Here is a 24,712-nt window from a genome sequence, read left to right on the forward strand (position 1 = left end):
GTGATTGGTGGCTGATAATCAGTTGGCGAATACCGACAAGTCTGCACTTGCTACCCGCGAGACGAGCTCATTAGAGGCGGACGAGCAAAAAAGCACGCCTTTTGCTTTGCTCGGCAACACCGACATTTTACGTCAAGTTATTATTGTGCTGGCACTGGCCATTTGTTTGGCGCTGGCGGTATTTCTGTTGCTGTGGGGCAAAGAACCCGAGATGCGTCCTTTGGGCATGTACAACAATCAAGAACTGATTGAAACTCTTGATTATTTAGATACCCAAAAAGTCGATTATAAGATTGAAGGCAATACGGTACTGGTGCGCGCCGACCGTTTTTCAGACATACAACTCAATTTACGTCGTTCAGGCCTGCAACAAGCACCGCCTGAGGGCGACTCTATTCTTTTATCTGACCCCGGTTTTGGTATTAGCCAACGCTTAGAGCGTGAGCGCTTAAATCTGAGCCGTGAGCGTCAATTATCACGCGTGATTGAGCAATTTAACAGCGTGAGCAAGGCGCAAGTGCTGTTGGCCATTCCGCGTGAAAACGTGTTTGTACGAGATAAGCGCCAACCCAGCGCCACTGTGTTAGTGAACTTGCGCCGTGGCAGTACGCTGCGCCAAGAAGAAGTGGACGCCATTGTGGATACGGTGGCCTCTGCAGTATCAGAGATGACCCCGGATAAGGTAACGGTCACCGATCAAAACGGTCGGCTGTTAAATTCTGGCTCTCAAGATCCGCTGTCGGCGCGCAGCCGTCGAGAATTTGAACTACAGCAAAAACAAGAACGTGAGTATCGTCAAAAAATCGACGCTATCTTGAGCCCAGTATTAGGCTTAGGCAATTATACGGCGGAGGTGGACGTACGCCTCGATTTTACTCGCACCGAACAAACCGTTAAATCTTATAATCCAGACTTGCCCGCTGTACGCTCCGAGATGGTGATGGAAGACAGTTCATCTGGCTTAGGTGCGTTGGGTATTCCTGGCGCCTTAACCAATCAGCCACCGGGCGAGTCGGATATACCGGAAGATGCCAACGGCTTAGCCGCCCAAGAGCAGCGCCGTAACGATCGCTCGCGCAAAGAGGCGACCCGTAATTTTGAGCTCGACACCACCATTAGCCATAGCCAAAGCTCAACCGGTGATGTGCGCCGCTTAACGGTGTCGGTGGCGGTGGATCATAAAAATGTGATTGGCGAAGACGGCACTGTAACAAGGGTCGCTTTAGGGCCAGAGGAGCTGACGCGTATCGACCGCTTATTGCGTGGCGGTTTAGGCTTTGATGTGAGCCGTGGGGACGCCATTGAAGTGGTGGCCGTGCCCTTTAACCGCCCAGTAATGGATGACATTACGGGTACGCCGTTTTATGAAAAAGCGTGGTTTTTACATTTAATGCGCATTATCGGTGCGGTAATTGTGCTGGTGGTGTTACTGCTGATGTTAGTACGGCCCATGTTACGCCGTTTGTTGGGGGGCGAAGAGCTGCCCGATCAAGTGGATTTAGATAGTCAAAATGCACTGTTAGGCAGTGACGACCTTACTTTGCTCGCTCAGCAGGCAGAAAAAGACGAAGGCATGTTTGGTATTCGCGAAGGGCGGTTGCAGTTGCCCGATTTGAATAAAGATGAAGACGTGCTGTTAGCTATCAGGTCGTTGGTGTCAAATGAACCAGATTTAGCGGCGCAAGTGATACGAGATTGGGTGAAAGCCGATGAGTAATACCGAACAGCTAATGGTGACGGAAGATCAGCGCAAGGTGCTCGAGAAAATGACCGGCACTGAAAAAGCGGCTTTGCTGATGCTGAGCTTGCGCGAAGAAGACGCGGCACAGATTTTTCGCCACTTAGATCCTAAGCAAGTGCAGCGCCTTGGTATGAAAATGGCGGCAGTAGGAGATTTTGGGCCAGACAGGGTTGGCGCAGTACACCGATTATTTATTGAAGATATTCAGCGTTTCACCAAAATTGGTGTCGGCAGCCAAGACTTTGTGCGTAATGCATTAGTGGCAGCGCTGGGTGAAGATAAAGCTGGGCGCTTGGTAGATCAAATCTCGGCCGGTGCGGGCTCGCGCGGCCTAGACTCGCTGAAATGGATGGATGCCCGCCAAGTGGCGGGTATTATTTTGAACGAGCATCCGCAAATTCAAACCATAGTATTGTCATATTTAGACCCTGAGCAAGCGGCGGAAATTTTGCAGCTGTTTGCTGAGCCGGTGCGCCTAGATTTAGTGATGCGTATTGCTGAGCTTGAAGAAGTGCAGCCCGCGGCACTGCAAGAGCTAAACGACATTATGGAAAAACAGTTTGCCGGCCAAAGTGGTGCCAAGGCGGCGAAAATGGGCGGCTTGAAGGCCGCAGCGAGCATTATGAACTATCTGGATACTTCGGTTGAAGGCACCTTAATGGATGCCATTCGTGACGAAGACGAAGAAATGAGCATGAAGATCCAGGATTTGATGTTTGTCTTTGAGAATTTAATTGACGTAGACGATCGCGGCGTGCAAATGCTGCTGCGTGAAGTGAACGGTGAGTTGCTACAGCGCGCGCTAAAAGGCGCGGATGATCAGCTGAAAGAGAAATTTTTACGTAATATGTCTAAGCGGGCGGCAGAATTACTGCAAGACGACTTAGAAGCGATGGGGCCGGTACGGGTCAGTGATGTGGAATTAGCGCAGAAAGACATTTTGGCAGCAGCACGACGCTTGGCCGACAGTGGCGAGCTGATGCTGTCTAAAGGCGGCGGAGACGACTTTGTATGAGTCGGCATCCTTACGGCGCAAAACCTGGGCGCATCCCTGCTGGGCGCAACTCTGAATTAAGCAGAGAATTTGGCAGCGAGTTAGATGCAGAGCTAGCAGCAGGGCCAGATTCAGACAGCTGGCCTTGGCCTGACTTATCGGAGCCTAAGGTTAAACAATCTCAGCCTGAGCCCACGCAAGCTCTGAATATTAAGCGTCGGGCCATTGTGGAGGAGGTTGAACCTGAATATGACCTTAAGCCTGAGCCGTTAACCGCTGAAACTTTAGAGGCTATTCGCCAAGCCGCCTATGAAGAAGGTTTTGAGCAGGGCAAGCAAGAGGGCATGACCGCTGGCCATGAAGAAGGCCGCTTAACTGGCATGCAGCAAGGCCATGATACGGGTTTGCAACAAGGGCTAGAGCAAGGCTTGAATGAGGGCCGCGAACAAGTTGCAGCTCAAGTGCAGCAGTGGCAGCAACTCATCGGTCAGCTACAAGCGCCGTTGGCGCAGATTGATAAAGTGGTGGAGCAAAGTGTGGTGACGCTGGCTCAAGAGTTGGCGCGCAATTTATTGAAAATAGAAGCTACCACGTCTCCGCAACTGTTATTGGCGACGGTGCAAGAGGCTATGTCTGCCTTGCCCGGTGCCGATAATCACGGTGATAGCACCAAAATCACCTTGTATTTACACCCAGAAGATTTGGCTGTTATTGAACAGCATTTTGATCAACAAAGCCGTGAACAGCGCCATTGGCAGTTGATCAGTGAACCTGCCCAAGCTCGGGGTGATCTACGAGTAAAAACTGCAATGTCAGAGCTAAATGTGAGTTTGGCACTGCGCATTGATGAACTGATGGCAAATTTTCTTAAAGCTAATTGGTCACGTTTTCATGCCGCAGAGTAGAACATCACTTCTTCATCGATTGCATGCCTACCAAACCAAAGGCTTAGTACCCGCCATGGCCGCCAGTGGCAAACTTACCCGGGTGGTGGGCTTAACGTTGGAAGCCGTAGGTTGTACCGCCGCCGTGGGCAGTCTGTGTAAAATTCAAACGTTGTTTGGCGACATGGACGCCGAAGTGGTGGGCTTTTCTGACGATAAGCTGTTTTTAATGCCCAGCGAGTCGCTAAAAGGCGTGATCCCCGGCGCGCGCGTGACTCCTGTGGGCCAAGGCGAAGGGGTGCCGGTGGGCATGGAATTACTGGGCCGAGTGATAGACGGAATCGGCCAACCGTTAGACGGCTTAGGCCCAATTGTGACCAGCAAAACTGCTGATTTTACTGCTCCACGGTTAAACCCCATGGCCCGCAAACCCATTCGTGAGGTGATGGACGTGGGTGTGCGCGCCATTAACGCACTGATCACCGTCGGCCAAGGCCAGCGTATGGGCTTATTTGCGGGCTCTGGCGTGGGTAAAAGTGTGCTCATGGGCATGATGACCCGCGGTGCTAAAGCCGACGTAGTAGTAGTGGGTTTAATTGGCGAGCGGGGCCGAGAAGTAAAAGAATTTATCGATGAAATATTAGGGGATGAAGGGCGTGCACGCTCAGTGGTGGTAGCGGCACCTGCGGATTCGTCGCCCTTAATGCGTCTTAAGGGCTGTGAAACGGCGCTGACTTTGGCTGAATATTTTCGTGACCAAAATTTAAACGTACTGCTGCTGATGGACTCCTTAACCCGTTACGCCCAAGCCCAGCGTGAAATCGCGCTGGCCGTGGGTGAGCCGCCTGCCAGTAAGGGGTATCCGCCATCGGTGTTTGCCCGCCTGCCGGCACTGGTAGAGCGCGCCGGTAACGGCGCCGAAGGGCAGGGCAGCATTACCGCCTTTTTTACGGTATTAACCGAAGGCGATGACTTACAAGATCCGATTGCTGATGCCTCGCGGGCCATCTTAGATGGCCACATTGTTTTGTCTCGTCAATTGGCGGACAGCGGTCATTATCCGGCTATCGACATTGAGAAATCCATCAGCCGCGTGATGACGGCAGTCACCACCCAAGAGCATCAACAGCAAGCGCGAGCGGTAAAGCAAGCCTATGCGCTGTATCAGCAAAATCACGACTTGATTAACTTGGGCGCTTATCAGTCGGGCGCCGATCCGCGCATTGATATGGCCATTCAGATCCGCCCGCGCTTAGAGCACTTTTTAACCCAAAGCATGACAGATGCCATTACCATGCCCGCCTGTTTAGCTGAGCTTGAAGTTATAAGCAAACCGCTAATGCGAGCTAACTAATAGAGAGGGAGGGTAAAGGCGGAACTCACGGGCGAGTGTTGTGTTTTTAGTTATAAGTGTTGAGTTAAGTGCTTTCACTCAGCATTCAATACTCACAACTCAGCACTGTGGCTTTGTAGGTGTAAACCTGAAAACCATCCTGCTTCGCAGGACCCGCGAACAAGTTGCGGGCTACAAGAGACCTGTGGCTTTGTAGGCGAACGCTTGCTCTCGCATTACGCCGCAGGCGGAACTTACGGGCGAGTGTTGGGTTTGAGTGTTGAGTTAAGCTTTTCATCCAACATTCAACACTGTGGCTTTACCGGCAGCTACAAAGAACAGACCAAAACAGGGTGCATTATGGTTGAAGTTCATACGTAATCAGGTATTGGTAAGAGCCAGCAAAGACGTTAGAGGATGGTAATTAGGTTGTCCTCTTCACGCTTCACCCTTAACAGATTTTATTCAGATCTGATCACTCTTTTTCCGTGTTCTTCCGTGTTCTTCCGTGTATTCCGTGGCAAAAAGGGATTTAGGTTTGGTGTTATGTTTCCGCTTCACTCTCTACATTTCACTCAGTTGGGCGAGACCCTAAGCCATGAGCAGAGCATTACATTTGTTATTAAATCAGCTGGATATTCAAGAGCGTAAAGCATCGGCTGAGTTAGGTGCGGCGCAGTTGCAATTACAACAACTGGCACAACAGCAACAGACCTTGAGTGAATATCAGCGCAATTACAGTGAAGAGTTTCAAAATCGTGGGCGCGAAGGCTTAAGCGCTAATCAATTTAGTCACTTTCAGGGGTTTATTAATAAGCTAGAAGTCGCTCAAGAGCAGCAGCAAGATGGGCTTAAAAATGCCCGTGAGCAGATGGAAAAAAGCCGCACCGCCTGGATGGCGGTACGCGCGCGCAAGCAAGCCATTGAAACCCTGCTGGAGCGGGAAGCCGAGCGCAAACAAATTGAAAGTAACCGTCAAGAGCAGAAGATGCTCGATAACCTCGCTATTTACCGATTTTACAATCAAAAAAAACGCTAACAGCCAGCGCCCTAGCGTAGCTGGATGGTTTTAGATCCAAACCTAAACCGTGCCTCATACTCTTTGCCTACGAGATGCCACAAAAGGCACAAAATAAACCGGCCCGAATAAATTGGGCCCTACAAAAGACGGGTGTCCTGTAGCCGCCCCTTGTTTGTAGATAGAGAGTTTCGGCGGGCCAGCGTAGCTGGATAGTTTAAAGCTCACATCAAGAACCAAACCGTGCCGAATAAATTGGCACACTACAAAAGACACAGAGCAAACCGTGGCGAAGTTCTTTTCACCGAAGAGGCGGCCACCTTGTATGTTTAAGTGTTGCTGCGCAAAATCGGCCTCTACAAAAACCAAAAAATCGCTCCTGTTTTCATTCAACATTAAAAACTAAGCATTCAACATTGTTGCAGCGTAGCGCTGCCTTTACATCTTGGTTCGCTTCTTGCATCGATCTGGTATTAATCTTGGGTTGCTAGGCTATGGCGCCGAGGTGGAGCATTTTAGGCTGGTGATTTAGCCGCAGATTTATGGGGAACACTTCATCATGACTATGAACATAATGTCTGTAAGCGTTAATGCACGCCAAAGTAGTGGTGGCGGGAAGACGGATACTGCTGCTGAACATGGCGCAGAGTTATTTGCTGAAGTATTTACCCAAGAGTCAGACACACAGTCGGCAGAAAATGTAACTGCTAAGCCAAATACCGATGAGTATGACAAGCCGCGAGAGCAGGATGAGCAGAGTGAAGACTTGCTCTATGCAGCAGCGAATACGCAAGTGCCGTCGGATCTTGGTTCTGAAATAAAATATCCGTCAAACGTAGCATTGGCATCTAAGGCTGAGCGGGCTCAAGCAGCGCCTATTTCTCCTCCGGTGACAGACCCTGATGCAGCAGCCGAACTAGAGAGTGATGCTGTTAATGGATCACAGCGGCAAGGCGGCAGAGCTTTGCCGCCGGAGATGGAGCGGGTATCTAAGAACGACAATGAGTTGATGCTGTTGTCTGAGTCGCTCGCTAAGCTAAATAAAATGTCCACTGCACCGCTTGCTCAGTCTCATCAGACCATGAATATAAGTATTAATGCCGAGCAGTCTAGCGCCGCCCAGCGGTTGGTTGAGTCGGCGAACATCCCATTATCTGATCCTGACTCTGAAATTGAGCCCAAAAACCGAGCGGTTACCTCAGAGATGAAACCGCTAACGGATATGGAGTCATCTGAATGGATGGCACAAATTGAGCATGGGCGTCGTTGGGCTCAAACAAGTGCTGGAGATGCCCAAGCCAATTCAACGGTTGAGGCCGAAGAGGCCGGTGTTTTATTGTTTAATCGTGACAACCCAGTGCTTAGCACCTTACCAGAGCGCGCCGCTACATTAGATAAAGCGCTAACGTTACATGGCTCTGCCGAGCAAAATGCCAAGCAGCTGGCGCAGCAAGCGCAAGTGGTGGTCAGCCAAAACTTACAAGAAGCAGACATTAAGCTGAATCCGTCTGAGTTTGGCGCCATGCGTATTCAAATTCGCATGGAGCAGGGCGAAGTACAGGTACAGTTTGTGGCTAGTCACCCGCAAGCGCGAGAATTACTTGAGCAAGCCATGCCGCGTTTAAGAGAAATGCTGCAGCAGCAAGGTATGAACTTACACCAAGGGCAACAACATACGGGCCAGCAAGGGCAAGGCCAGCAATCGGGTCAACAGCAAACAGCGCAAGCGAATGCCAACTTTTTGTCTCAACAAGGTTTTGGTCAAAGTGAACATGGCCAATCTGCACAGCAGCAGGCAGATCAGCAAGATAGCCACCCAGCAGGACAAGAAAGTGAGTGGCGCAGTTATTCCGCCGCCGGTGACGAGCTACAACAGCAGGTCGTAGATAAGCGCACCCCCGCACTTTATGGTGCGGATGACGTCAGAATAGACTTTTTTGCTTAAGTGAAACGAGTACACTAGGGCTCGATAAATAAGGTACATAAGGTAATCATGGCCGACAATCTCACTATGCCTAAAATGGCATGGTACAAACGTAAACTTATTTTAATCATACTGGCGCTGATCATCGTAACAGTGGTTGTCGCCGCAGTAGGCTTTTTAAAATTCTCAAGTGAGCCAGTGGCCATTGAACCTGAAGTGGATAATACAACGCTGTATGTGGGGATGTCTCAACCTTTTATTTTCGCTGTAGTGGCGGGGCGGCGTGAGCGTTTAGTGCAGATAGAAGTGCAACTAATGGTGCGCGGCGCTCAAGGCCAAGTGTTGGCTCAGCGTCATCTTCCGTTATTAGAAAGCACCTTATTAACCGTATTTAGTGGGCAAACAGCCGATAACTATTTAACGGCGGAAGGAAAAATTACCGTAAAGCAAGAAGCATTAGATGAACTGAATGCAGTGCTTACCGACCAAGTGGGTAGTCCTTTGGTTGAAAAAGTGTTGTTTACCAATATCGTAATGCAATAGGTGAATCGTGAGCGATCTATTATCTCAGGATGAAATTGATGCCCTGTTACACGGGGTAGATGATGTAGAAGATGATCCGACCAGCAATGTTGGCGGCATCTCCATGTTTGACTTTTCCTCTCAAGATCGCATCGTGCGTGGGCGCATGCCGACTCTTGAGATGGTTAATGAACGTTTCGCCCGCCATATGCGCATTAGTTTATTTAATATGATGCGCCGCGCCGCCGAAGTGTCGGTAAATGGCGTGCAAATGATTAAGTTTGGCGAGTACGTGCATTCACTATTTTTGCCCACCAGTTTAAATATGGTGCGCTTTCGGCCGTTAAAAGGCATAGGTCTGGTGACCATGGAAGCGCGTTTGGTGTTTATTTTGGTGGACAACTTTTTTGGTGGCGACGGTCGTCATGCCAAAATTGAAGGCCGTGAATTTACGCCCACCGAGCGGCGCGTGATTCAATTGCTGCTCAAATTAGTGTTTGAAGATTATAAAGAAGCTTGGGCACCGGTCATGGATGTGGAGTTTGAGTATTTAGACTCAGAAGTGAACCCCACCATGGCCAATATCGTTAGCCCCACCGAAGTAGTAGTGGTGAGCTCGTTTCATATTGAGCTGGACGGCGGCGGCGGTGATTTTCACGTCACCTTACCCTACGGCATGTTGGAGCCCATTCGTGAGCTGCTGGATGCGGGGGTGCAAAGTGATAAAGGCGAAAATGACCTGCGTTGGAGCAAGGCGCTGCGCGATGAAATTCTCGATGTGAAAGTGGATATGTCGGTGCGGCTGTTAGAAAAAGAGCTGAGCCTTGGCAATATTATGGAGCTTCAAACTGGCGATATTATTCCCATCGATATGCCCGAGCATTTGTTAGTGTCCGTAGAAGGCTTGCCGACATTTCGTGGCCAATTAGGGCGCTCGCACGATAAAATGGCGGTGAGAATTAGTGAAAAGATCAAGAAGCCAGACACCATTAAAAACGAACTCAATCAGGTAACGCGCCGCGGTATTCGCATTGACGGTGAAGCCGAATTAGCAGAATTAGAAAGAACGATCGAGGATGCATCATGAGTGATGAACAAAACGAGATAGATGACGTTTGGGGCGAAGCCATGGCCGAGCAGAGCGTTAAAGAAAGCCAGCCGAAACAAGATGATGCACACTCGGTCAAGCCCGTAGAGCTGGATGACTTTCATCAGGATAATAATACGCCGTTGTCTGGCGACGAAAGACGCAAACTGGACGCCATCTTAGATATTCCGGTGACCATTTCGATGGAAGTAGGCCGCACTCAGATCAGCATTCGTAATCTGTTGCAGCTTAACCAAGGCTCGGTAGTTGAGCTGGACCGTTTAGCGGGTGAGCCGCTGGATGTGATGGTTAACGGCACATTGATCGCTCACGGCGAAGTGGTGGTGGTGAACGACAAGTTTGGTATTCGACTGACCGATGTGATCAGCCAAACCGAACGTATTAAAAAGCTTAAATAATGCGCGTATTTCTTATCTTATTACTGCTGCCTACTGCAGTGCTGGCGGAAGGGCCAGAAATTAAGTGGGACTCATGGGCCTTATCTTCCTTGTTAGTGATTGGCGTTATCTTAGTGCTGGGCTGGATCTTGCGCCGTTTGCGCGGTGCGGCATTATTGGGCGGCAGTCGCCAGATGAAAATAGTGGCTTCATTGGCACTCGGCCAGCGGGAGCGGGCGATAGTAGTGCAAGTGGGCGAAGAGCAATGGTTGCTGGGCGTTACTGCGCAACAGATCTCTCACTTGGGCAAATTAGAACAGCCGTTGGCAGTTGAACAGGCGAAAAGTTTCTTGACGAAACGTAATCCTGAGCCGCTCACCAAGGAAGGGCAATGAGCAGCACGATGAACCTTGGGTTAGCGTCTGGTTTGAGTGGCGGGGTTACTCGCCTTAAACGGAGCTGGCCAGTCTTACTGCTGATAATGCTACTTATGTTATTGGCCACCCCTGCTATGGCTCAGCAAGGCATGTCGGCGGTAACCGTGACTACCAATGCGGATGGTAGCCAAGAATACAGTCTGACCTTGCAAGTGTTAGCACTGATGACGGCGCTGTCGTTCTTGCCGGCGATCGTCATTATGATGACGTCTTTCACGCGGATCATTATCGTACTGTCAATTTTACGTCAGGCAATGGGCTTACAACAAAGTCCTAATAACCAAGTGTTGATTGGTATTAGTTTATTTTTGTCATTTTTTATTATGTCGCCGGTGTTAGATAAGGTGAACGAAACGGCCTTGCAGCCTTACTTAGCAGAAGAGATCACCTCGAAAGAGGCGTTGTCGTTTGCTGAGTTACCGATCCGCGATTTCATGTTGTCGCAAACGCGGGTTAAGGATTTGGAAACCTTCCTTAATATCGCCAATATTCAAGTAGATAACGAAGCAGAAGTGCCGCTGCGCGTTATCATCCCTGCTTTTGTAACCAGTGAGCTAAAAACTGCCTTTCAGATTGGTTTTATGCTGTTTTTGCCTTTCTTGGTGATCGATTTAGTAGTGGCCAGTATTTTGATGGCCATGGGTATGATGATGCTGTCACCGATGATTATTTCATTGCCCTTTAAACTGATGCTATTTGTGCTGGTGGATGGCTGGAGCCTAATTATGGGGACACTGGCCAACAGCTTTGGCTTAGGAGCCGGATAAATGAGCCCAGAAGTATTCGTCGATATCTTTCGCAGCGCCCTGTGGCTAGTAACGGTATTGGTGTCGGCGGTGATCTTACCCAGCCTGGCCATCGGTTTAACGGTGGCGGTATTTCAGGCCGCCACTTCTATTAACGAACAAACCTTAAGCTTCTTACCGCGCTTATTGGTCACCCTAGGCGGGCTGGCCGTAGGTGCCCACTGGGGCTTTGGCATGTTAATGGACTTCTTCTACGAGATAATCGAACAAATACCGCAGGTGATAGGTTAGTCGAAAGGCGTGAAGGGTGAAGCATAAGGAGGTGAGGGGGTGAAGAGTAAAGCGGACGAGATAACACCTAAACCTTAAAAAATGGCGGCGGCGTTTTTGCTTATGCCGTCATCCTGACGCAGGTCAGGATCTTGTTTGGCTTTAGTGCCAAGAGCGAGATACCGGAGCGAGTCCGGTAAGACGGCCAAGAAGAGCGGTGTTTTTGTTTATGCCGTCATCCTGCTGCACGTTAGGATCTTGTTTTGGTTTAGTAGGCGAACACTTGTTCTCGCATTGCAACCCAGGCGGAACGGTTTAAACGTTCAGCTTCAAAACCCAATATTTTTTTGCAACGGAACCCACGGAAGAACGCGGAAAAATCAAGCTGATACAAGCTCGAAAAGAGCCAAGAGATTTTCTTGGTAAGACCAATACCAATCCTAATCGATGATTTGGTTAAGCTATTACTAATTAAATATCTTTCAGATTTGATCTCTATTTTTCCGTGGGTTCAGTGGATTCCGTTGCAGAGAGTCTTTGAATGTTGTGTCTTTCGTCTGCTTGAACGTCGTCATTACGCTTCACCATAGTTAAAGGAACCGCGTGAATTTTTCCACTGATCAAATATTGCTGTGGCTGGCTAGCTACTTATGGCCGCTGTGCCGGATCGCCGGCATGATGATGACCATGGTGATGTTTGGTGCCAACCTCACGCCTATGTTTAACCGCCTGTTGCTGGCGGTGGCCATTACCATAGCGGTCGCTCCTGTATTGCCGGTGATGCCGGATGTGGCGCTGTTCTCTATTGGTGGCTTTTTGATCACCGCCCAGCAGGTGCTGATTGGCGCGGCAATTGGCTTACTCTCGCAGTTTTTAGTGCAATCTTTCGTGACCGGCGGCCAAGTGATTGCCATGCAAACCAGTTTGGGTTTTGCCTCCATGGTAGATCCACTTAACGGCCAGTCTACGCCGGTAGTCGGTCAGCTGTATTTGATGTTGGGCACCTTGCTGTTTTTAGCGCTCAATGGCCATTTGGTGATGATTGAAGCCATAGTGATGAGCTTTGAAACGTTGCCCGTGTCTATGAGTGGTATTAGCGTGGCCAGTTGGCAGCAATTGGCTGGGCTGCTGACGATGCTGTTTTATGCTGCGGTGGCCATGTCGTTGTCAGCAATCGTGGCTATGCTTTTGATTAACTTCACTTTTGGCATTATGACCCGTGCCGCACCCCAGCTGAATATTTTTAGTATTGGTTTTGCGGTGAGCATGGTGTGTGGCTTATTTATTTTATGGCTGACGCTAGGTGGCTTCTTGGGCCACTTTGAAAACCAGTGGCAGCGCATCCAATTGGTGATCTGCGATACCTTGCTGCTTACCTGCGAAGGAGGCTAAATGGCAGAGTCCGATGGTCAGGAAAAAACGGAACTCCCTACGGAGCAACGGCTGCGCCAAGCCCGAGAAAAAGGTCAAATTCCCCGCTCTAAAGAGCTAGGCACGGCGGCGGTATTATTGAGCGGTGCTTTTGGCTTAATCATGGTGGGTGATGCGCTGACCGTGGCGCTGTTTAAAGTTTTTAAAGCTAACTTTTCTGTAGAACGGGCGGTGTTGTTCGATCCTGACTCTATGATGCCGGCCTTTCGGGACTCCATATTGGCCCTAACGTGGCCCTTGCTCGGGCTGTTCGCCATTGTGTTGGTGGCGGCGCTAGTGGGCAACAGCTTGCTGGGCGGCATTAACTTTAGCACCCAAGCCATGATGCCCAAGCTTAATAAAATGAGCCCAGCTAAAGGCTTAAAGCGCATGTTTGGTGTGCAAGCTATGGTGGAACTGCTCAAATCAATTGCCAAGGTAGTGTTTATCGCCACGCTCGCCGTTTCGGTATTGTGGGGGCAATTCGATAATATTTTACGCCTCAGCAATGAAAGCTTACCCGCCGCCATGGTGGAGGCCACGGATCTGGTGTTAAACATGGGACTAGTACTGTGTTTAGCGCTGTTGCCAATTGTGGCCATAGACGTGCCGTTTCAAATTTGGAACCACACGCGCCAATTGAAGATGACGCTGCAAGAAATCAAAGACGAATATAAAAACAGTGAAGGTAAGCCAGAAGTAAAAGGGCGTATCCGACGTATGCAGCAAGAAATGGCCAACCGACGCATGATGGCCGATGTGCCCGATGCAGACGTAGTAGTGGTGAATCCGACCCATTTCTCAGTGGCTCTGCGCTACGATAAATTTACCCCAGGTGCGGCTCCTAAAGTGGTGGCTAAAGGGCTTGATGAAGTGGCATTAAAAATTCGCGAAATTGCCCGTGAATACGAAATACCGGTGATTTCGTCGCCAGCGCTGACACGGGCCATTTATTTCTCCACTAAGGTGGATGGCGAAATTCCTGATGGCCTGTTTGTGGCGGTCGCCCAAGTATTAGCTTACGTGTTTCAGTTAAATAACTGGCGCAAAGGCCAAGGCCGTAAACCCACCGCCCTAAAAGACGACCTGCCGATCCCCGACGAATATAAAGCGGACAGGCCTTTGTAAAGGCAGCGGTAAGCGCCTTTTTTGCCGTCATCCTGATGCCCATCAGGATCTTGTCTTAAACCATCCAGCTGCGCAGGCCCGGCTAAAGGCTTTGTAGGCGGCAATTTATTCGCCGCGGTTTTATGTTAGCTTTAAAAACCGCCAGCTGCGCTGGCCCGGCGAAGTCCTCTTTACCAAAGAGACGGCCGGCTACGCGTACGGCGTTTTTTTGTTTGGCTCAATTCTTGCATGTTTATAGCTATCTCTCTTTAGTGACAAGTTAGTGGTAATGGCATTTAAGGACAAAGTTCAACAGCTCGGGCCTTGGTCTACTTGGTTTAGCAAGGGCATAGGTACGCCATTATTGGTGTTGGCCGCACTGGGCATGGTGGTGTTACCCATACCTGCGCTGCTGCTCGATGTGCTGTTCTCCTTTAATATTTCTCTCGCCTTGGTCATCTTATTGGTGGCGGTATATAGCAAACGTCCGCTGGACTTTGCCGCTTTCCCGACTGTGTTATTGGTGGCAACCTTGCTGCGGCTGGCGCTCAACGTGGCCTCAACCCGAGTGGTGCTGCTAGAAGGGCACATGGGCGAGGGGGCGGCGGGTAACGTTATTGAAGCCTTTGGTAATGTGGTGATCGGCGGCAACTATGCGGTTGGTTTAATCGTGTTTTTGATTTTGATGATCATCAACTTTGCGGTGGTAACCAAGGGTGCGGGCCGTATTGCCGAAGTGAGCGCGCGCTTTACGCTGGACGCCATGCCCGGTAAACAAATGGCGATAGATGCAGACTTAAACGCCGGCTTAATTAACCAAGATGAAGCCAGAAGTCGCCGCGCTGAAGTCACCCAAGAAGCGGACTTTTACGGCTCCATGGACGGTGCCTCTAAGTTCGTAAAAGGTGATGCCATTGCCGGCATTATGATCTTGTTTATCAATATTATTGGCGGCTTTATTATCGGCATGGCCCAGCATGGGCTGTCGTTTAGTGAAGCGGCAAAAATTTATACCTTGCTCACTATCGGTGATGGTTTAGTGGCGCAAATCCCCTCTTTAATGCTCTCTATTGCCGCCGCCATTATCGTTACCCGCCAAAATAACAGCGAAGACATGGGTGAAGCCATGTTGGGCCAGCTGTTTGATAAACCCAAGGCATTGTCGATTGCCGCGGGCATCTTGATCATTATGGGGCTAGTGCCCGGCATGCCGCATTTTGCGTTTCTGCTGTTAGGCGGTTTATCGGCCTTTGCCGCTTGGTGGACCACTAAGCGCAATACCCGTGTGGCCCAAGAGTTAGTTGAACAAGAGCTCGCGCCCCCCGCACCCAGCACAGACGTCAAAGAGCTGGGCTGGGACGATGTGGCCCAAGTGGACACCATTGGTTTAGAGGTGGGTTATCGGTTAATCAGCCTGGTGGATCAAGCCCAAGGGGGCGAATTGTTGAGCCGCATTAAAGGCGTGCGTAAGAAGCTCTCTCAAGAGTTGGGCTTTTTAATCCCTGCCGTGCATATTCGCGACAATCTAGAGCTTGGCCCCAACCAATATCAAATTACCATGATGGGTGTCAGCTCAGGCTCGGCGGAGATTTATCCTGAACGAGAGCTGGCCATTAACCCGGGCCAAGTGTTTGGTCCGGTGCAAGGCATAGACACCCGAGATCCGGCCTTTGACTTAGAAGCCACTTGGATTGCTAAAGACCAAATAGAGCAAGCGCAAAGCTTGGGCTATACGGTGGTGGATGCGGCAACTGTGGTGGCCACCCACTTAAGTCAGTTGCTGACTAACCATGCCTCGGTATTGCTGGGCCATGAAGAAGTACAAAATTTGATTGATCAAGTGGGGCGCAATCAACCTAAGCTGGTGGAAGGCTTAGTGCCCAATGTGATGAGCTTAGGCTTGGTGACTAAAGTGTTGCAAAGCTTGCTTCATGAAGGGGTGACCATTCGTGATATGCGCACCATTTTACAGACCTTAACCGAGTACTCGACCAAGAGTCAGGATCCGGAAGTTTTAACGGCGGCCTGTCGTATTGCGCTGCGCCGTTTTATGGTGCAAGAGATAGCGGGCATCGAGCGGGAATTGCCGGTGATCACCTTGGCGCCGGAGTTGGAACAAATCTTGCAGAACTCATTACAAGCAGGCGGCGCTCAGGGCAGCGGCATAGAGCCAGGTTTAGCCGAGCGCATGCAACAATCTTTGGCACAGGCCGCAGCAAATCAAGAGATGGAAGGGCAGCCAGCCATATTACTGACCTCGGGCATGTTGCGCACCACCTTGGCGCGCTTTGTTAAACACACCATTCCCAGTTTGCGGGTGCTCTCGTATCAGGAAGTACCTGATGACCGGCAAATCCGCATTGTGGCGTCGGTGGGTGGCCAGCAACAGTAGAAAGCCAACAAGAGCAGAGTGGACAGTGACGCGGTGGCCAGTTACAGGGTGAAAGCTAAATGAAAATAAAACGTTTTTTTGCAAAAGATATGCGCTCTGCCTTGGCCGAAGTAAAAGAGGTACTGGGCAATGATGCGGTGATCATGTCCAATAAAAAAGTCTCCGGCGGCATTGAGATAGTGGCGGCGGTGGACGACGACGAAGTTCCTGTTACGCCACTGCAACGACCTTTGCATGACGACAATGTCAAAATATCGTCACATGCGCGTCAATTTGTGCCCCCTTTGAACGATCAGCAACAAGCGGAAACCTTGCAGTCGTTGTTAATGCGCGGCCGCCAAGTGCCGTCACCACAAACCTTAGCCGAGCAAGTGGACTGGAATGATCCGCGATTGGCCACCGAATCTGTACTCACGGCGGGCCTGCGAGCCGGGCGTGATGAAAGGCGTTATGCGGAGCGCGAGACTACACGTGGCGCTGGGCGTGAGCCATTAGATAATCCGCTAGCCGATCGCCGCGCGCTAGACAGTCAAGCCGCCGGTTATGGTCGACGTGAGGGCCGAGGTGCAGAACGAGCTGAAGGCCGCCGCGAGCCAACCTTGAGTCAGCCCCTCTCTTCTGCTCAGCCGCAGTTGCACGACAGTCGCGAATACAAGCGCAAAGAATCTGCCAAAGACAAAGAACTGCAGGGCATGCGCCAAGAAATTGCCAGTATTCGCCGCTTACTCGAACACCAAGTATCAGGGTTGATGTGGCAAGAAGTGGAACGTCGTGAACCGGTGCGCGCCTTGGTGATTAAGCAATTGAATGAGCTGGGCTTTAGCGATGGTTTTGCCGATCAGTTAGCCATGCGCATTAACGAGCAAGCACCGGCCCATGAGGCTTGGAGCCAGATTGAAACTGCGCTGAATCAGCAATTGCTAACCGGTGAAGATGAAATTTTACGCCAAGGCGGTGCCGTGGCACTGCTGGGGCCCACTGGTGTGGGTAAAACCACCACCATTGCTAAGCTGGCGGCCCGCTTTGCCGCCCGTTATGGCGCCGACCAAATTGCTTTGATCACCACTGATCACTATCGCATTGGTGCCCACGAACAGTTGCAGACCTATGGCCGCATTATGGGCGTGGTAGTGAAGCAGGCGCGTACTTATCAAGAATTGGCGCAAACCTTGTATCAACTGCGCCATCGACGCTTGGTGTTAATTGACACCGCGGGCATGGGCCAGCGCGATTTACGCTTGAACGAGCAACTCGACACCCTAGTGGGTGATAAGCAGATCAAAATTCGTAACTATTTAGTGTTGCCCGCTACGGCACAGCGGCGGGTATTGCAGGAGGCGGTGGATCATTTTCGTCGCATTCCGCTCGCGGGCTGCATTCTCACCAAGTTAGATGAGAGTTTGTCGTTGGGCGATGTGTTAGATATCAGCATTCAAAATAGCTTGCCTATTAGCTACATCACAGACGGGCAGCGGGTGCCAGAAGACTTGCGGTTGGCCAACGGACAAGAGTTGGTCAAGCAGGCATTGGGCAACGTAGAACAGCGTCGAGAAGAACCCTATTATTGGGAATCTTCAGAATCCGATGAAGAGGATGGCCGTTTTTATGAATAATTGGTTTCAAGACCAAGCAAGTGGACTGCGGCTTATGCAAAAAACCAGCAGAGTACAGGTTATTTCAGTCACCGGCGGCAAAGGTGGCGTGGGCAAAACTAATATCACGCTGAATATGGCCTCGGCCATGGCAGCTCAGGGCAAAAAGGTGATGGTGTTGGATGCGGACTTAGGTCTGGCCAACGTCGATGTGTTGCTGGGTATTCGGGTGACGCGTAATTTGTCACACGTATTGCGCGGCGAATGCAGCCTTGATGAGGTATTAGTCGAAGGCCCGCAAGGCATGATGATTATTCCGGCTACCTCGGGCAATCAGTCAATGACTGAATTGTCGCCGCTGGAGCATGTGAGTTTAATACGCGCCTTTAGCGAAATGAAAACGCCCATCGATATTTTATTAGTCGATACGGCAGCCGGTATCTCGGACATGGTATTGAGCTTTTCTCGCGCCGCCCAAGAGGTGATGGTAATAGTGTGCGATGAGCCCACCTCCATTACCGACGCCTATGCCTTGATCAAAATATTATCCCGGGATTACGGGGTATTTCGTTTTAAGATCGTCGCTAACATGGTGCGCAGTCAGCGCGAAGGCCAAGAGTTGTTTGCCAAGCTTACCCGCGTCACCGACAGATTCTTGGATGCGGCACTGGAGTTGGTGGCCTGTGTGCCCTTTGATGGCAACTTACGGTTAGCGGTGCGCCGCCAAACTTTGGTGGTTAATCAATATCCTACTTCGCCGTCGGCCATGGCCATTAAGCAGTTGGCCAGTAAAGCCATCAGTTGGCCAGCCCCCGAGCGAGCCGGAGGCCATTTGCAATTTTTCATCGAAAATCTATTAAAACCGCCGGTGGCAGAGACAGATGTCAGGAGCGAATAAAGCGCTGGTGTACGCCAGACAACAAGGCAACCAATTGGTGGAGCGCCATGCGGGCTTAGTGAGGCGCATTGCGCACCATTTATTGGCGCGTTTGCCAGATAGCGTGCTGTTGGACGATTTGATCCAATCGGGCATGGTGGGCTTATTGGAAGCGACCCGTAATTTTGACGCCAGTAAAGGGGCGAGCTTTGAAACCTTTGCCGGCATTCGTATTCGCGGTGCCATGCTGGATGAAATTCGCCGTGGCGACTGGGTGCCCCGTTCGGTACATAAAAACAGTCGCGAAGTGGCCGCCGCCATTAATACCGTGCAGCGCCGTGAAGGGCGCAATGCCACTGACCGCGAAGTGGCCGACGAGCTGGGCGTAAGCATGGAGGTGTACAATGCCATGTTGCTCGATACCAGCAATGGCAAAATCTTAGAAATGGATGAATTTGAAACCGGCATCGATGGCAAAGTAGAGCTGAGCCAACATGTGGGCAATCCGTTTGAAGACATGGCCAAACAGCGCTTCCAACAAGCCTTATCGCAACACATTAAGACCTTGCCTGAACGAGAAGCTTTGGTATTGTCTTTGTATTATGATGAAGAGCTTAATTTAAAAGACATTGGTCAAATACTTGAGGTGAGCGAGTCTCGGGTCAGTCAAATACATAGTCAAGCCATGCACCGTTTACGGGCCAAATTACAAGTTTGGCAAGGCTAGAAAGCAGCGCCCAGCACTAAGTATCCAGCTAAAGACGAGATAAGAACGAAAAGTGCCTAATATGGTGCCCCGCTACGCTCGCAACGACAACATTCCGTCATTGCGAGGAGTGTAACGACGCGGCAATCTCTGAATATGTAGTGCGCGCTGTAGTATGGAGTATGGATTGCCGCGCTACGCTCGCAAAGACAACACTCCGTTATTGCGAGGAGTGCAACGACGCGGCAATCTCTGATTATGAAAGGTGGGTGATAATCCACATCTGTTATGCAGTATTACTTATGTTGAGCGTTGTTTGTTTGTTAAATGACCATTATCAAGACTAAATCACCATTTAAATATGCTAATCACTCAATATACGATTTAAGTTAAGGTTTACTGGGTCGATATAGTTAATATATTAGGGTCTATTGATCTTTCGAGATGGTTTTTGCAGCAATTGATGGAAGCTTTATACAAGGCAGAGCTTATGCCATGTAGTGACTCTCCATAAATAGGCGATAACGCAGTAGAAAGTCTCCACAAGTGCTGCCCTTCGGGTTCGGTTAAACGCGTTTTTCTTTTTGTTGAGAGATGCTTGCTTAGAATGACTAAGCTACTCACCTCTCGCCGCAATAAAAACGCGTTTAACTCGAACAAAATTTAACCGCGAAAGGTCAACAGACCCTAGCCATGTTCAGCACTTAGAGTAGCTGAAGAAGGAGAAATTGCTTGGACAAAAATATGAAAATCCTGATCGTGGATGATTTTTCTACGATGCGTCGGATTATTAAAAACCTATTACGCGACCTTGGGTTTAATAATACCTTTGAAGCGGATGATGGCCTTACTGCATTACCCATGCTTAAAAACAGTGACTTTGACTTTGTGGTGACCGACTGGAATATGCCGGGCATGCAAGGCATCGATCTATTGAAAGCCATTCGTGCCGACGAGAAACTCAAGCACATGCCGGTATTAATGGTGACGGCAGAAGCTAAGCGTGAGCAAATTATTGCTGCCGCCCAAGCGGGAGTAAATGGGTATGTGGTTAAGCCTTTTACTGCGGGCACTCTGAAAGAGAAACTCGAGAAGGTTTTCGAGCGCATTGGATAAAAAAGGCAGCTAGATGGCACTCAATAAAAGTACGGTCAGCCTAGAACAAGCACGCATTTTAGTCGCTATGTTAGAGCGAGGCGATCAAGACGGCGCCGATCGCTATCTCACTAGCGTGTGCATGCCCCAAGCCAAAGATTTGGTGGAGCAAGTAGGGCAGTTAACGCGCCAATTACATGACTCATTACAAGAGTTCCGTAACGATCCGCGCTTGCCTGAGCTGGCAGAAAGTGAAATACCCGATGCCCGCGAGCGCTTAAGTTATGTTATCGACATGACGGATAAAGCCGCGAACCGCACCATGGATGCGGTAGAAGCGAGCCTGCCGATTGCCGATCGCTTAACTCATAATATTGGCAGTGTAATGCCGGGCTGGCGCGATTTAATGGGGCGTCAGTTAGAGCTCAATAAATTTAAAAATTTGTGTTTTGAACTCGATGGTTTCTTAGTGAACTCGGAAAAAGACGCAGGTCAGTTAAAAGAATTGCTCACCGAAATTTTGATGGCTCAAGATTATCAAGATTTAACCGGTCAGATGATCCGGCGCGTGATTAACTTGGTCCAAGAAGTGGAAGCCAAGTTAGTGGCTATTTTAACGGTATTCGGTCGCTTGCCCGGTATGGAAGATGTTCAACCTGAGCCTGCAAAAGCGAAGGTGGCGGACATTATTGCCGAAGGTCCAATCATGAATAAAGAACATCGTGATGATGTGGTCTCAGATCAGGACGGCGTAGACGATTTGCTATCCAGTTTGGGATTCTAAGGAGAGAACATGGGCTTTGAGGTAGACGAGGATATTCTTCAGGACTTTCTGGTTGAAGCATCAGAAATTCTAGAGCAACTGTCTGAGCAATTGGTGACACTAGAGCGCCAACCCGACGATAAAGACTTGCTGAATGCGATTTTTCGCGGCTTTCATACCGTTAAAGGTGGCGCCGGTTTTATGTCGCTGACGGCGCTTGTAGATACCTGCCACAAAGCCGAGAACGTGTTCGACATTTTGCGCAATGGTCAACGCCAGGTGACGTCTGAACTGATGGACGTGATTTTGCGCGCCTTGGATGCGGTCAACCTGATGTTTAGCGAACTGCAAAATCGTGAAGAGCTGACACCCGCTGAGCCTGAATTGCTCGACGAGCTGGAGCGTTATTGCCGACCGGCCAGCGCCGATGAAGTGGTCGCTCCTGTGGTTGCAGAGCCATTAGTTTCAGAACAAGTGGTCGCCGCTCAAGCTGCCGCCGCTGAACCCGCGGAGGGCATTGCCGGCCTTGACCAAGCTCAGTATCAGCAAATGTTAAATGAGCTGGGTCCGACTCCTCAGCCCGCTCCGAGTGCCGCGCCTGCAATTGATCTTAATGGTACGGACGACATTAGCGACGATGAATTTGAAGCATTATTAGATCAGTTGCACGGTGCCGGTAAACACAGCGGTATTCCGGCCACTGAAGTGAATGAACCTGCCAACAGCGAAGCCATTGTTGCTGCTAGCTCAGCCGCGACTGACAGCATGATTGATGACGATGAGTTTGAAGCTCTGCTGGATCAATTGCACGGCTCTGGTAAAGGTCCGACCTTTACGACGGATGCAGAGAATGAGGTAGAGAGTGAGGCACAAAGAGCTGTAAATGTGGAGCAAGCTGAGCCGCAAGCCAGTGTGGCCGCGCCAAGCATGCCAGCACCTGCAGTGAGTGCTCCAGCTAAGCCAGAAGAAAAGCCTGCCGCCAAGGCTGCGGCCGCACACAGCCCAGCGGCTGATACCACGGTGCGGGTAGACACCAAAATTCTCGATAACATCATGAACATGGTGGGTGAGCTGGTATTGGTGCGTAACCGCCTGCTGAGCTTAGAAGCCAATCATGATGATGAAAATATTTCTAAAACCGTGGCCAATCTTGACTCGGTCACTGGTGATTTGCAGGGTGCGGTGATGAAAACCCGCATGCAGCCGATCAAAAAAGTCTTTGGCCGCTTTCCACGAGTGGTACGTGATATTGCCCGCACCATGAAAAAAGAAATTAATCTGGAAATGGTTGGCGAAGACACGGACTTGGATAAGAACCTAGTGGAAGCACTGGCGGATCCTTTGGTGCACTTGGTGCGAAATTCTTGCGACCACGGCATTGAAATGCCCGAGTTGCGTGAGGCGGCCGGCAAGCCGCGCATGGGGACCATTCGTTTAACCGCGTCTCAAGAAGGCGACCATATCTTACTGGGTATCGAAGATGACGGTGCCGGCATGGATCCAGAAAAGCTAAAGAGCATCGCCATTAATCGCGGTATTTTAGATACCGATGCCGCGGCGCGTATGTCCGACAACGAAGCCTATAACCTGATTTTTGCACCGGGCTTTTCGACCAAGGTCGAAATCACCGATGTCTCTGGCCGTGGCGTAGGCATGGACGTAGTAAAAACCGGCATTACCTCGGTGAATGGTTCTATTTATATCGACTCGGCACTGGGTAAAGGCACTACGTTACAAATTAAAGTGCCGCTGACCTTGGCCATTTTGCCGACACTGATGGTGTTAGTGGGCCAGCAAACCTTTGCTTTGCCGCTAACCAACGTCGATGAAATTTTTCACCTCGACTTAACCCGCACCAGCATGGTGGACGGTCAGCTGACGATAGTGGTGCGTAATCACGCTATCCCCTTGTTTTACTTACAAGACTGGCTATTAAAAGGCGAGCGACGTGCGCGTCAAGACCGCGGGCATGTGGTGATTGTCGCGGTGGGCAATCAGCAAGTGGGCTTTGTAGTCGACGGTCTGATTGGCCAAGAAGAAGTGGTGATTAAGCCGCTGGACCAACTGTTACACGGCACGCCAGGCATGGCGGGGGCCACCATTACCAGTGACGGTGGCATTGCCCTGATTTTAGATCTCGCAGGCCTTATCAAAGCTTACGCACGGCGCTACGTCTAAATAATAAAAACAAGCATGAGGTATGAATGGCTATTCGGGTGTTAGTGGTTGATGATTCAAGTTTTTTTCGCCGCCGTGTCAGTGAGATCTTAGAACAAGATCCCATGCTCACCGTGGTGGACACGGCCGTTAATGGTCTTGAAGCCGTTGAAAAAGCCCGCGCCGGACGCTTTGATGTGATCACCATGGACATTGAAATGCCGGTCATGGATGGCATTAGTGCGGTGCGTGAAATTATGAAAGCGACACCTACGCCGGTGTTGATGTTTTCATCGCTCACCCATGATGGCGCCCAAGCCACGCTGGATGCGCTGGACGCCGGTGCCATGGATTTTTTGCCTAAACGCTTTGAAGATATTGCACGCAGCAAAGAAGAAGCCATGTTATTGCTGCAGCAAAGAGTGAAAGCCATTGCTCGTCGGCGCAGTTTTATCGCGCCCAGAGTTGAGGCTAGAGCGACCACCAGTACCGCGCCAGCTGCGCGCTCGACATTGGCTTCGGCGGGCTTAGCGGCTAGACCCCGCATGGGCAGTGCGCTTGCTACCAGTGGTCGTACTGTAAGCAACACACTTACTCGCAGCACGCTTGCTAGCACTGCTGCGCCTGCGGCTGTAAGTGGAGCTGCGCCGGTTGAGCGTAAAACGGTGCCTAGGCGCACCGGAAAAAGTTATCAGTTGCTGGCTATCGGCACTTCTACCGGCGGACCGGTGGCACTACAAAAAGTGCTGACTGCCTTGCCGGCCAATTTCCCCCATCCGATCCTGTTAATCCAGCATATGCCGGGCACCTTTACTACCGCTTTTGCCGCACGCTTAAACACCTTGTGTCAGATAACAGTAAAAGAAGCCGAAGATGGCGATGCATTGCGCCCGGGCTGTGCGTATTTAGCGCCCGGTGGTAAACAAATGTTGCTGGAAGGGCGTCCGGGTGCGGCGCGGCTGCGCATTATAGATGGCAACGATAAGGTGAATTACAAACCTTGCGTGGATATTACTTTTGCTTCTGCGGCCAAAATTTATGGTGGCAAGGTGCTGGCGGTGGTGTTAACCGGCATGGGGGCGGACGGTCGTGAAGGTGCGCGATTGTTAAAAGATCAAGGTGCCAGCATTTGGGCCCAAGACGAAGAAACCTGCGTGGTGTACGGCATGCCCCAAGCGGTCGCCAAAGCGGGCTTGGCATCTGAGTCACTGCCGTTACCCTTGATTGGTGAAGCCATTCTTAATGAGATGAGCAGCTAA

Annotated in this window: 22 protein-coding genes; all 22 read left to right on the forward strand. The window is 50.5% G+C overall.

Annotated features, from left to right (window positions below):
- Nucleotides 1-7: 7 nt before the first annotated feature.
- Nucleotides 8-1,717, forward strand: a complete 1,710-nt coding sequence (gene fliF / locus CBP31_RS12725; protein WP_087038762.1) for a flagellar basal-body MS-ring/collar protein FliF — start codon at nucleotides 8-10, stop codon at nucleotides 1,715-1,717.
- The gene (gene fliG / locus CBP31_RS12730) at nucleotides 1,710-2,756 is read left to right on the forward strand and encodes a flagellar motor switch protein FliG (RefSeq protein ID WP_087037860.1); all 1,047 of its coding nucleotides are present in this window, start codon (nucleotides 1,710-1,712) and stop codon (nucleotides 2,754-2,756) included. The genes fliF and fliG overlap by 8 nt, the downstream gene beginning before the upstream one ends.
- Nucleotides 2,753-3,640 (forward strand): flagellar assembly protein FliH, encoded by an 888-nt coding sequence (locus CBP31_RS12735; protein WP_087037863.1) that lies wholly within the window; start codon nucleotides 2,753-2,755, stop codon nucleotides 3,638-3,640. Before fliG ends, CBP31_RS12735 begins: the two co-directional genes overlap by 4 nt.
- Nucleotides 3,627-4,973 (forward strand): flagellar protein export ATPase FliI, encoded by a 1,347-nt coding sequence (fliI, locus tag CBP31_RS12740; protein WP_087037865.1) that lies wholly within the window; start codon nucleotides 3,627-3,629, stop codon nucleotides 4,971-4,973. Before CBP31_RS12735 ends, fliI begins: the two co-directional genes overlap by 14 nt.
- 577 nt (nucleotides 4,974-5,550) lie before the next feature.
- On the forward strand, nucleotides 5,551-5,991 hold the full coding sequence (fliJ, locus tag CBP31_RS12745; protein WP_087037867.1) for a flagellar export protein FliJ: 441 nt from the start codon (nucleotides 5,551-5,553) through the stop codon (nucleotides 5,989-5,991).
- A gap of 538 nt (nucleotides 5,992-6,529) precedes the next feature.
- Complete coding sequence (locus CBP31_RS12755; protein ID WP_087037870.1) at nucleotides 6,530-7,915, forward strand: flagellar hook-length control protein FliK; 1,386 nt, start codon at nucleotides 6,530-6,532, stop codon at nucleotides 7,913-7,915.
- 48 nt (nucleotides 7,916-7,963) lie between these two features.
- Entirely contained in the window at nucleotides 7,964-8,437 is a 474-nt protein-coding gene (locus tag CBP31_RS12760; RefSeq protein ID WP_087037871.1) for a flagellar basal body-associated FliL family protein, read from the forward strand.
- Nucleotides 8,438-8,444: 7 nt separating this feature from the next.
- Nucleotides 8,445-9,503, forward strand: coding sequence for a flagellar motor switch protein FliM (fliM, locus tag CBP31_RS12765; RefSeq protein ID WP_087037873.1), 1,059 nt, complete (start codon nucleotides 8,445-8,447; stop codon nucleotides 9,501-9,503).
- On the forward strand, nucleotides 9,500-9,922 hold the full coding sequence (fliN, locus tag CBP31_RS12770; protein WP_087037875.1) for a flagellar motor switch protein FliN: 423 nt from the start codon (nucleotides 9,500-9,502) through the stop codon (nucleotides 9,920-9,922). Before fliM ends, fliN begins: the two co-directional genes overlap by 4 nt.
- Complete coding sequence (gene fliO, locus CBP31_RS12775; protein ID WP_087037877.1) at nucleotides 9,922-10,296, forward strand: flagellar biosynthetic protein FliO; 375 nt, start codon at nucleotides 9,922-9,924, stop codon at nucleotides 10,294-10,296. Before fliN ends, fliO begins: the two co-directional genes overlap by 1 nt.
- A gap of 86 nt (nucleotides 10,297-10,382) precedes the next feature.
- Nucleotides 10,383-11,105: a flagellar type III secretion system pore protein FliP gene (gene fliP, locus CBP31_RS12780; RefSeq protein ID WP_087038764.1), complete on the forward strand. Its 723-nt coding sequence runs from the start codon at nucleotides 10,383-10,385 to the stop codon at nucleotides 11,103-11,105.
- Complete coding sequence (fliQ, locus tag CBP31_RS12785; protein ID WP_087037879.1) at nucleotides 11,106-11,375, forward strand: flagellar biosynthesis protein FliQ; 270 nt, start codon at nucleotides 11,106-11,108, stop codon at nucleotides 11,373-11,375.
- Nucleotides 11,376-11,957: 582 nt separating this feature from the next.
- Entirely contained in the window at nucleotides 11,958-12,746 is a 789-nt protein-coding gene (gene fliR, locus CBP31_RS12790; RefSeq protein WP_087037881.1) for a flagellar biosynthetic protein FliR, read from the forward strand.
- Nucleotides 12,747-13,892, forward strand: coding sequence for a flagellar biosynthesis protein FlhB (gene flhB, locus CBP31_RS12795; RefSeq protein WP_087037884.1), 1,146 nt, complete (start codon nucleotides 12,747-12,749; stop codon nucleotides 13,890-13,892).
- Between the two features lie 268 nt (nucleotides 13,893-14,160).
- Entirely contained in the window at nucleotides 14,161-16,263 is a 2,103-nt protein-coding gene (gene flhA / locus CBP31_RS12800) for a flagellar biosynthesis protein FlhA (RefSeq protein ID WP_087037886.1), read from the forward strand.
- Nucleotides 16,264-16,322: 59 nt separating this feature from the next.
- The gene (flhF, locus tag CBP31_RS12805) at nucleotides 16,323-17,876 is read left to right on the forward strand and encodes a flagellar biosynthesis protein FlhF (RefSeq protein WP_087037889.1); all 1,554 of its coding nucleotides are present in this window, start codon (nucleotides 16,323-16,325) and stop codon (nucleotides 17,874-17,876) included.
- Complete coding sequence (locus CBP31_RS12810) at nucleotides 17,869-18,753, forward strand: MinD/ParA family ATP-binding protein (RefSeq protein ID WP_087037891.1); 885 nt, start codon at nucleotides 17,869-17,871, stop codon at nucleotides 18,751-18,753. Before flhF ends, CBP31_RS12810 begins: the two co-directional genes overlap by 8 nt.
- Entirely contained in the window at nucleotides 18,737-19,459 is a 723-nt protein-coding gene (locus tag CBP31_RS12815) for an RNA polymerase sigma factor FliA (RefSeq protein WP_087037894.1), read from the forward strand. Before CBP31_RS12810 ends, CBP31_RS12815 begins: the two co-directional genes overlap by 17 nt.
- Before the next feature lie 723 nt (nucleotides 19,460-20,182).
- Nucleotides 20,183-20,554, forward strand: coding sequence for a chemotaxis response regulator CheY (gene cheY, locus CBP31_RS12825; protein WP_442020043.1), 372 nt, complete (start codon nucleotides 20,183-20,185; stop codon nucleotides 20,552-20,554).
- Nucleotides 20,555-20,567: 13 nt separating this feature from the next.
- Nucleotides 20,568-21,317: a protein phosphatase CheZ gene (locus CBP31_RS12830; RefSeq protein WP_087037898.1), complete on the forward strand. Its 750-nt coding sequence runs from the start codon at nucleotides 20,568-20,570 to the stop codon at nucleotides 21,315-21,317.
- 9 nt (nucleotides 21,318-21,326) lie between these two features.
- Nucleotides 21,327-23,474, forward strand: coding sequence for a chemotaxis protein CheA (locus CBP31_RS12835; RefSeq protein ID WP_087037900.1), 2,148 nt, complete (start codon nucleotides 21,327-21,329; stop codon nucleotides 23,472-23,474).
- A 26-nt stretch (nucleotides 23,475-23,500) separates the two neighbouring features.
- The gene (locus CBP31_RS12840; RefSeq protein ID WP_087037902.1) at nucleotides 23,501-24,712 is read left to right on the forward strand and encodes a protein-glutamate methylesterase/protein-glutamine glutaminase; all 1,212 of its coding nucleotides are present in this window, start codon (nucleotides 23,501-23,503) and stop codon (nucleotides 24,710-24,712) included.

The organism is Oceanisphaera profunda, assembly GCF_002157895.1.
Lineage (GTDB): Bacteria > Pseudomonadota > Gammaproteobacteria > Enterobacterales > Aeromonadaceae > Oceanimonas > Oceanimonas profunda.

What these genes read in the sequence shown, in the direction of transcription:
- fliI (WP_087037865.1), top strand. Translation starts at nt 3,627, where the DNA reads ATGCCGCAGAGTAGAACATCACTTCTTCATCGATTGCATGCCTACCAA.
- flhF (WP_087037889.1), top strand. Translation starts at nt 16,323, where the DNA reads ATGAAAATAAAACGTTTTTTTGCAAAAGATATGCGCTCTGCCTTGGCC.
- fliN (WP_087037875.1), top strand. Translation starts at nt 9,500, where the DNA reads ATGAGTGATGAACAAAACGAGATAGATGACGTTTGGGGCGAAGCCATG.
- cheY (WP_442020043.1), top strand. Translation starts at nt 20,183, where the DNA reads ATGAAAATCCTGATCGTGGATGATTTTTCTACGATGCGTCGGATTATT.
- CBP31_RS12835 (WP_087037900.1), top strand. Translation starts at nt 21,327, where the DNA reads ATGGGCTTTGAGGTAGACGAGGATATTCTTCAGGACTTTCTGGTTGAA.
- fliG (WP_087037860.1), top strand. Translation starts at nt 1,710, where the DNA reads ATGAGTAATACCGAACAGCTAATGGTGACGGAAGATCAGCGCAAGGTG.
- CBP31_RS12830 (WP_087037898.1), top strand. Translation starts at nt 20,568, where the DNA reads ATGGCACTCAATAAAAGTACGGTCAGCCTAGAACAAGCACGCATTTTA.
- fliP (WP_087038764.1), top strand. Translation starts at nt 10,383, where the DNA reads ATGCTACTTATGTTATTGGCCACCCCTGCTATGGCTCAGCAAGGCATG.
- flhB (WP_087037884.1), top strand. Translation starts at nt 12,747, where the DNA reads ATGGCAGAGTCCGATGGTCAGGAAAAAACGGAACTCCCTACGGAGCAA.
- CBP31_RS12815 (WP_087037894.1), top strand. Translation starts at nt 18,737, where the DNA reads ATGTCAGGAGCGAATAAAGCGCTGGTGTACGCCAGACAACAAGGCAAC.
- fliO (WP_087037877.1), top strand. Translation starts at nt 9,922, where the DNA reads ATGCGCGTATTTCTTATCTTATTACTGCTGCCTACTGCAGTGCTGGCG.
- fliJ (WP_087037867.1), top strand. Translation starts at nt 5,551, where the DNA reads ATGAGCAGAGCATTACATTTGTTATTAAATCAGCTGGATATTCAAGAG.
- flhA (WP_087037886.1), top strand. Translation starts at nt 14,161, where the DNA reads ATGGCATTTAAGGACAAAGTTCAACAGCTCGGGCCTTGGTCTACTTGG.
- CBP31_RS12755 (WP_087037870.1), top strand. Translation starts at nt 6,530, where the DNA reads ATGACTATGAACATAATGTCTGTAAGCGTTAATGCACGCCAAAGTAGT.
- CBP31_RS12735 (WP_087037863.1), top strand. Translation starts at nt 2,753, where the DNA reads ATGAGTCGGCATCCTTACGGCGCAAAACCTGGGCGCATCCCTGCTGGG.
- fliQ (WP_087037879.1), top strand. Translation starts at nt 11,106, where the DNA reads ATGAGCCCAGAAGTATTCGTCGATATCTTTCGCAGCGCCCTGTGGCTA.
- CBP31_RS12760 (WP_087037871.1), top strand. Translation starts at nt 7,964, where the DNA reads ATGGCCGACAATCTCACTATGCCTAAAATGGCATGGTACAAACGTAAA.
- CBP31_RS12810 (WP_087037891.1), top strand. Translation starts at nt 17,869, where the DNA reads ATGAATAATTGGTTTCAAGACCAAGCAAGTGGACTGCGGCTTATGCAA.
- CBP31_RS12840 (WP_087037902.1), top strand. Translation starts at nt 23,501, where the DNA reads ATGGCTATTCGGGTGTTAGTGGTTGATGATTCAAGTTTTTTTCGCCGC.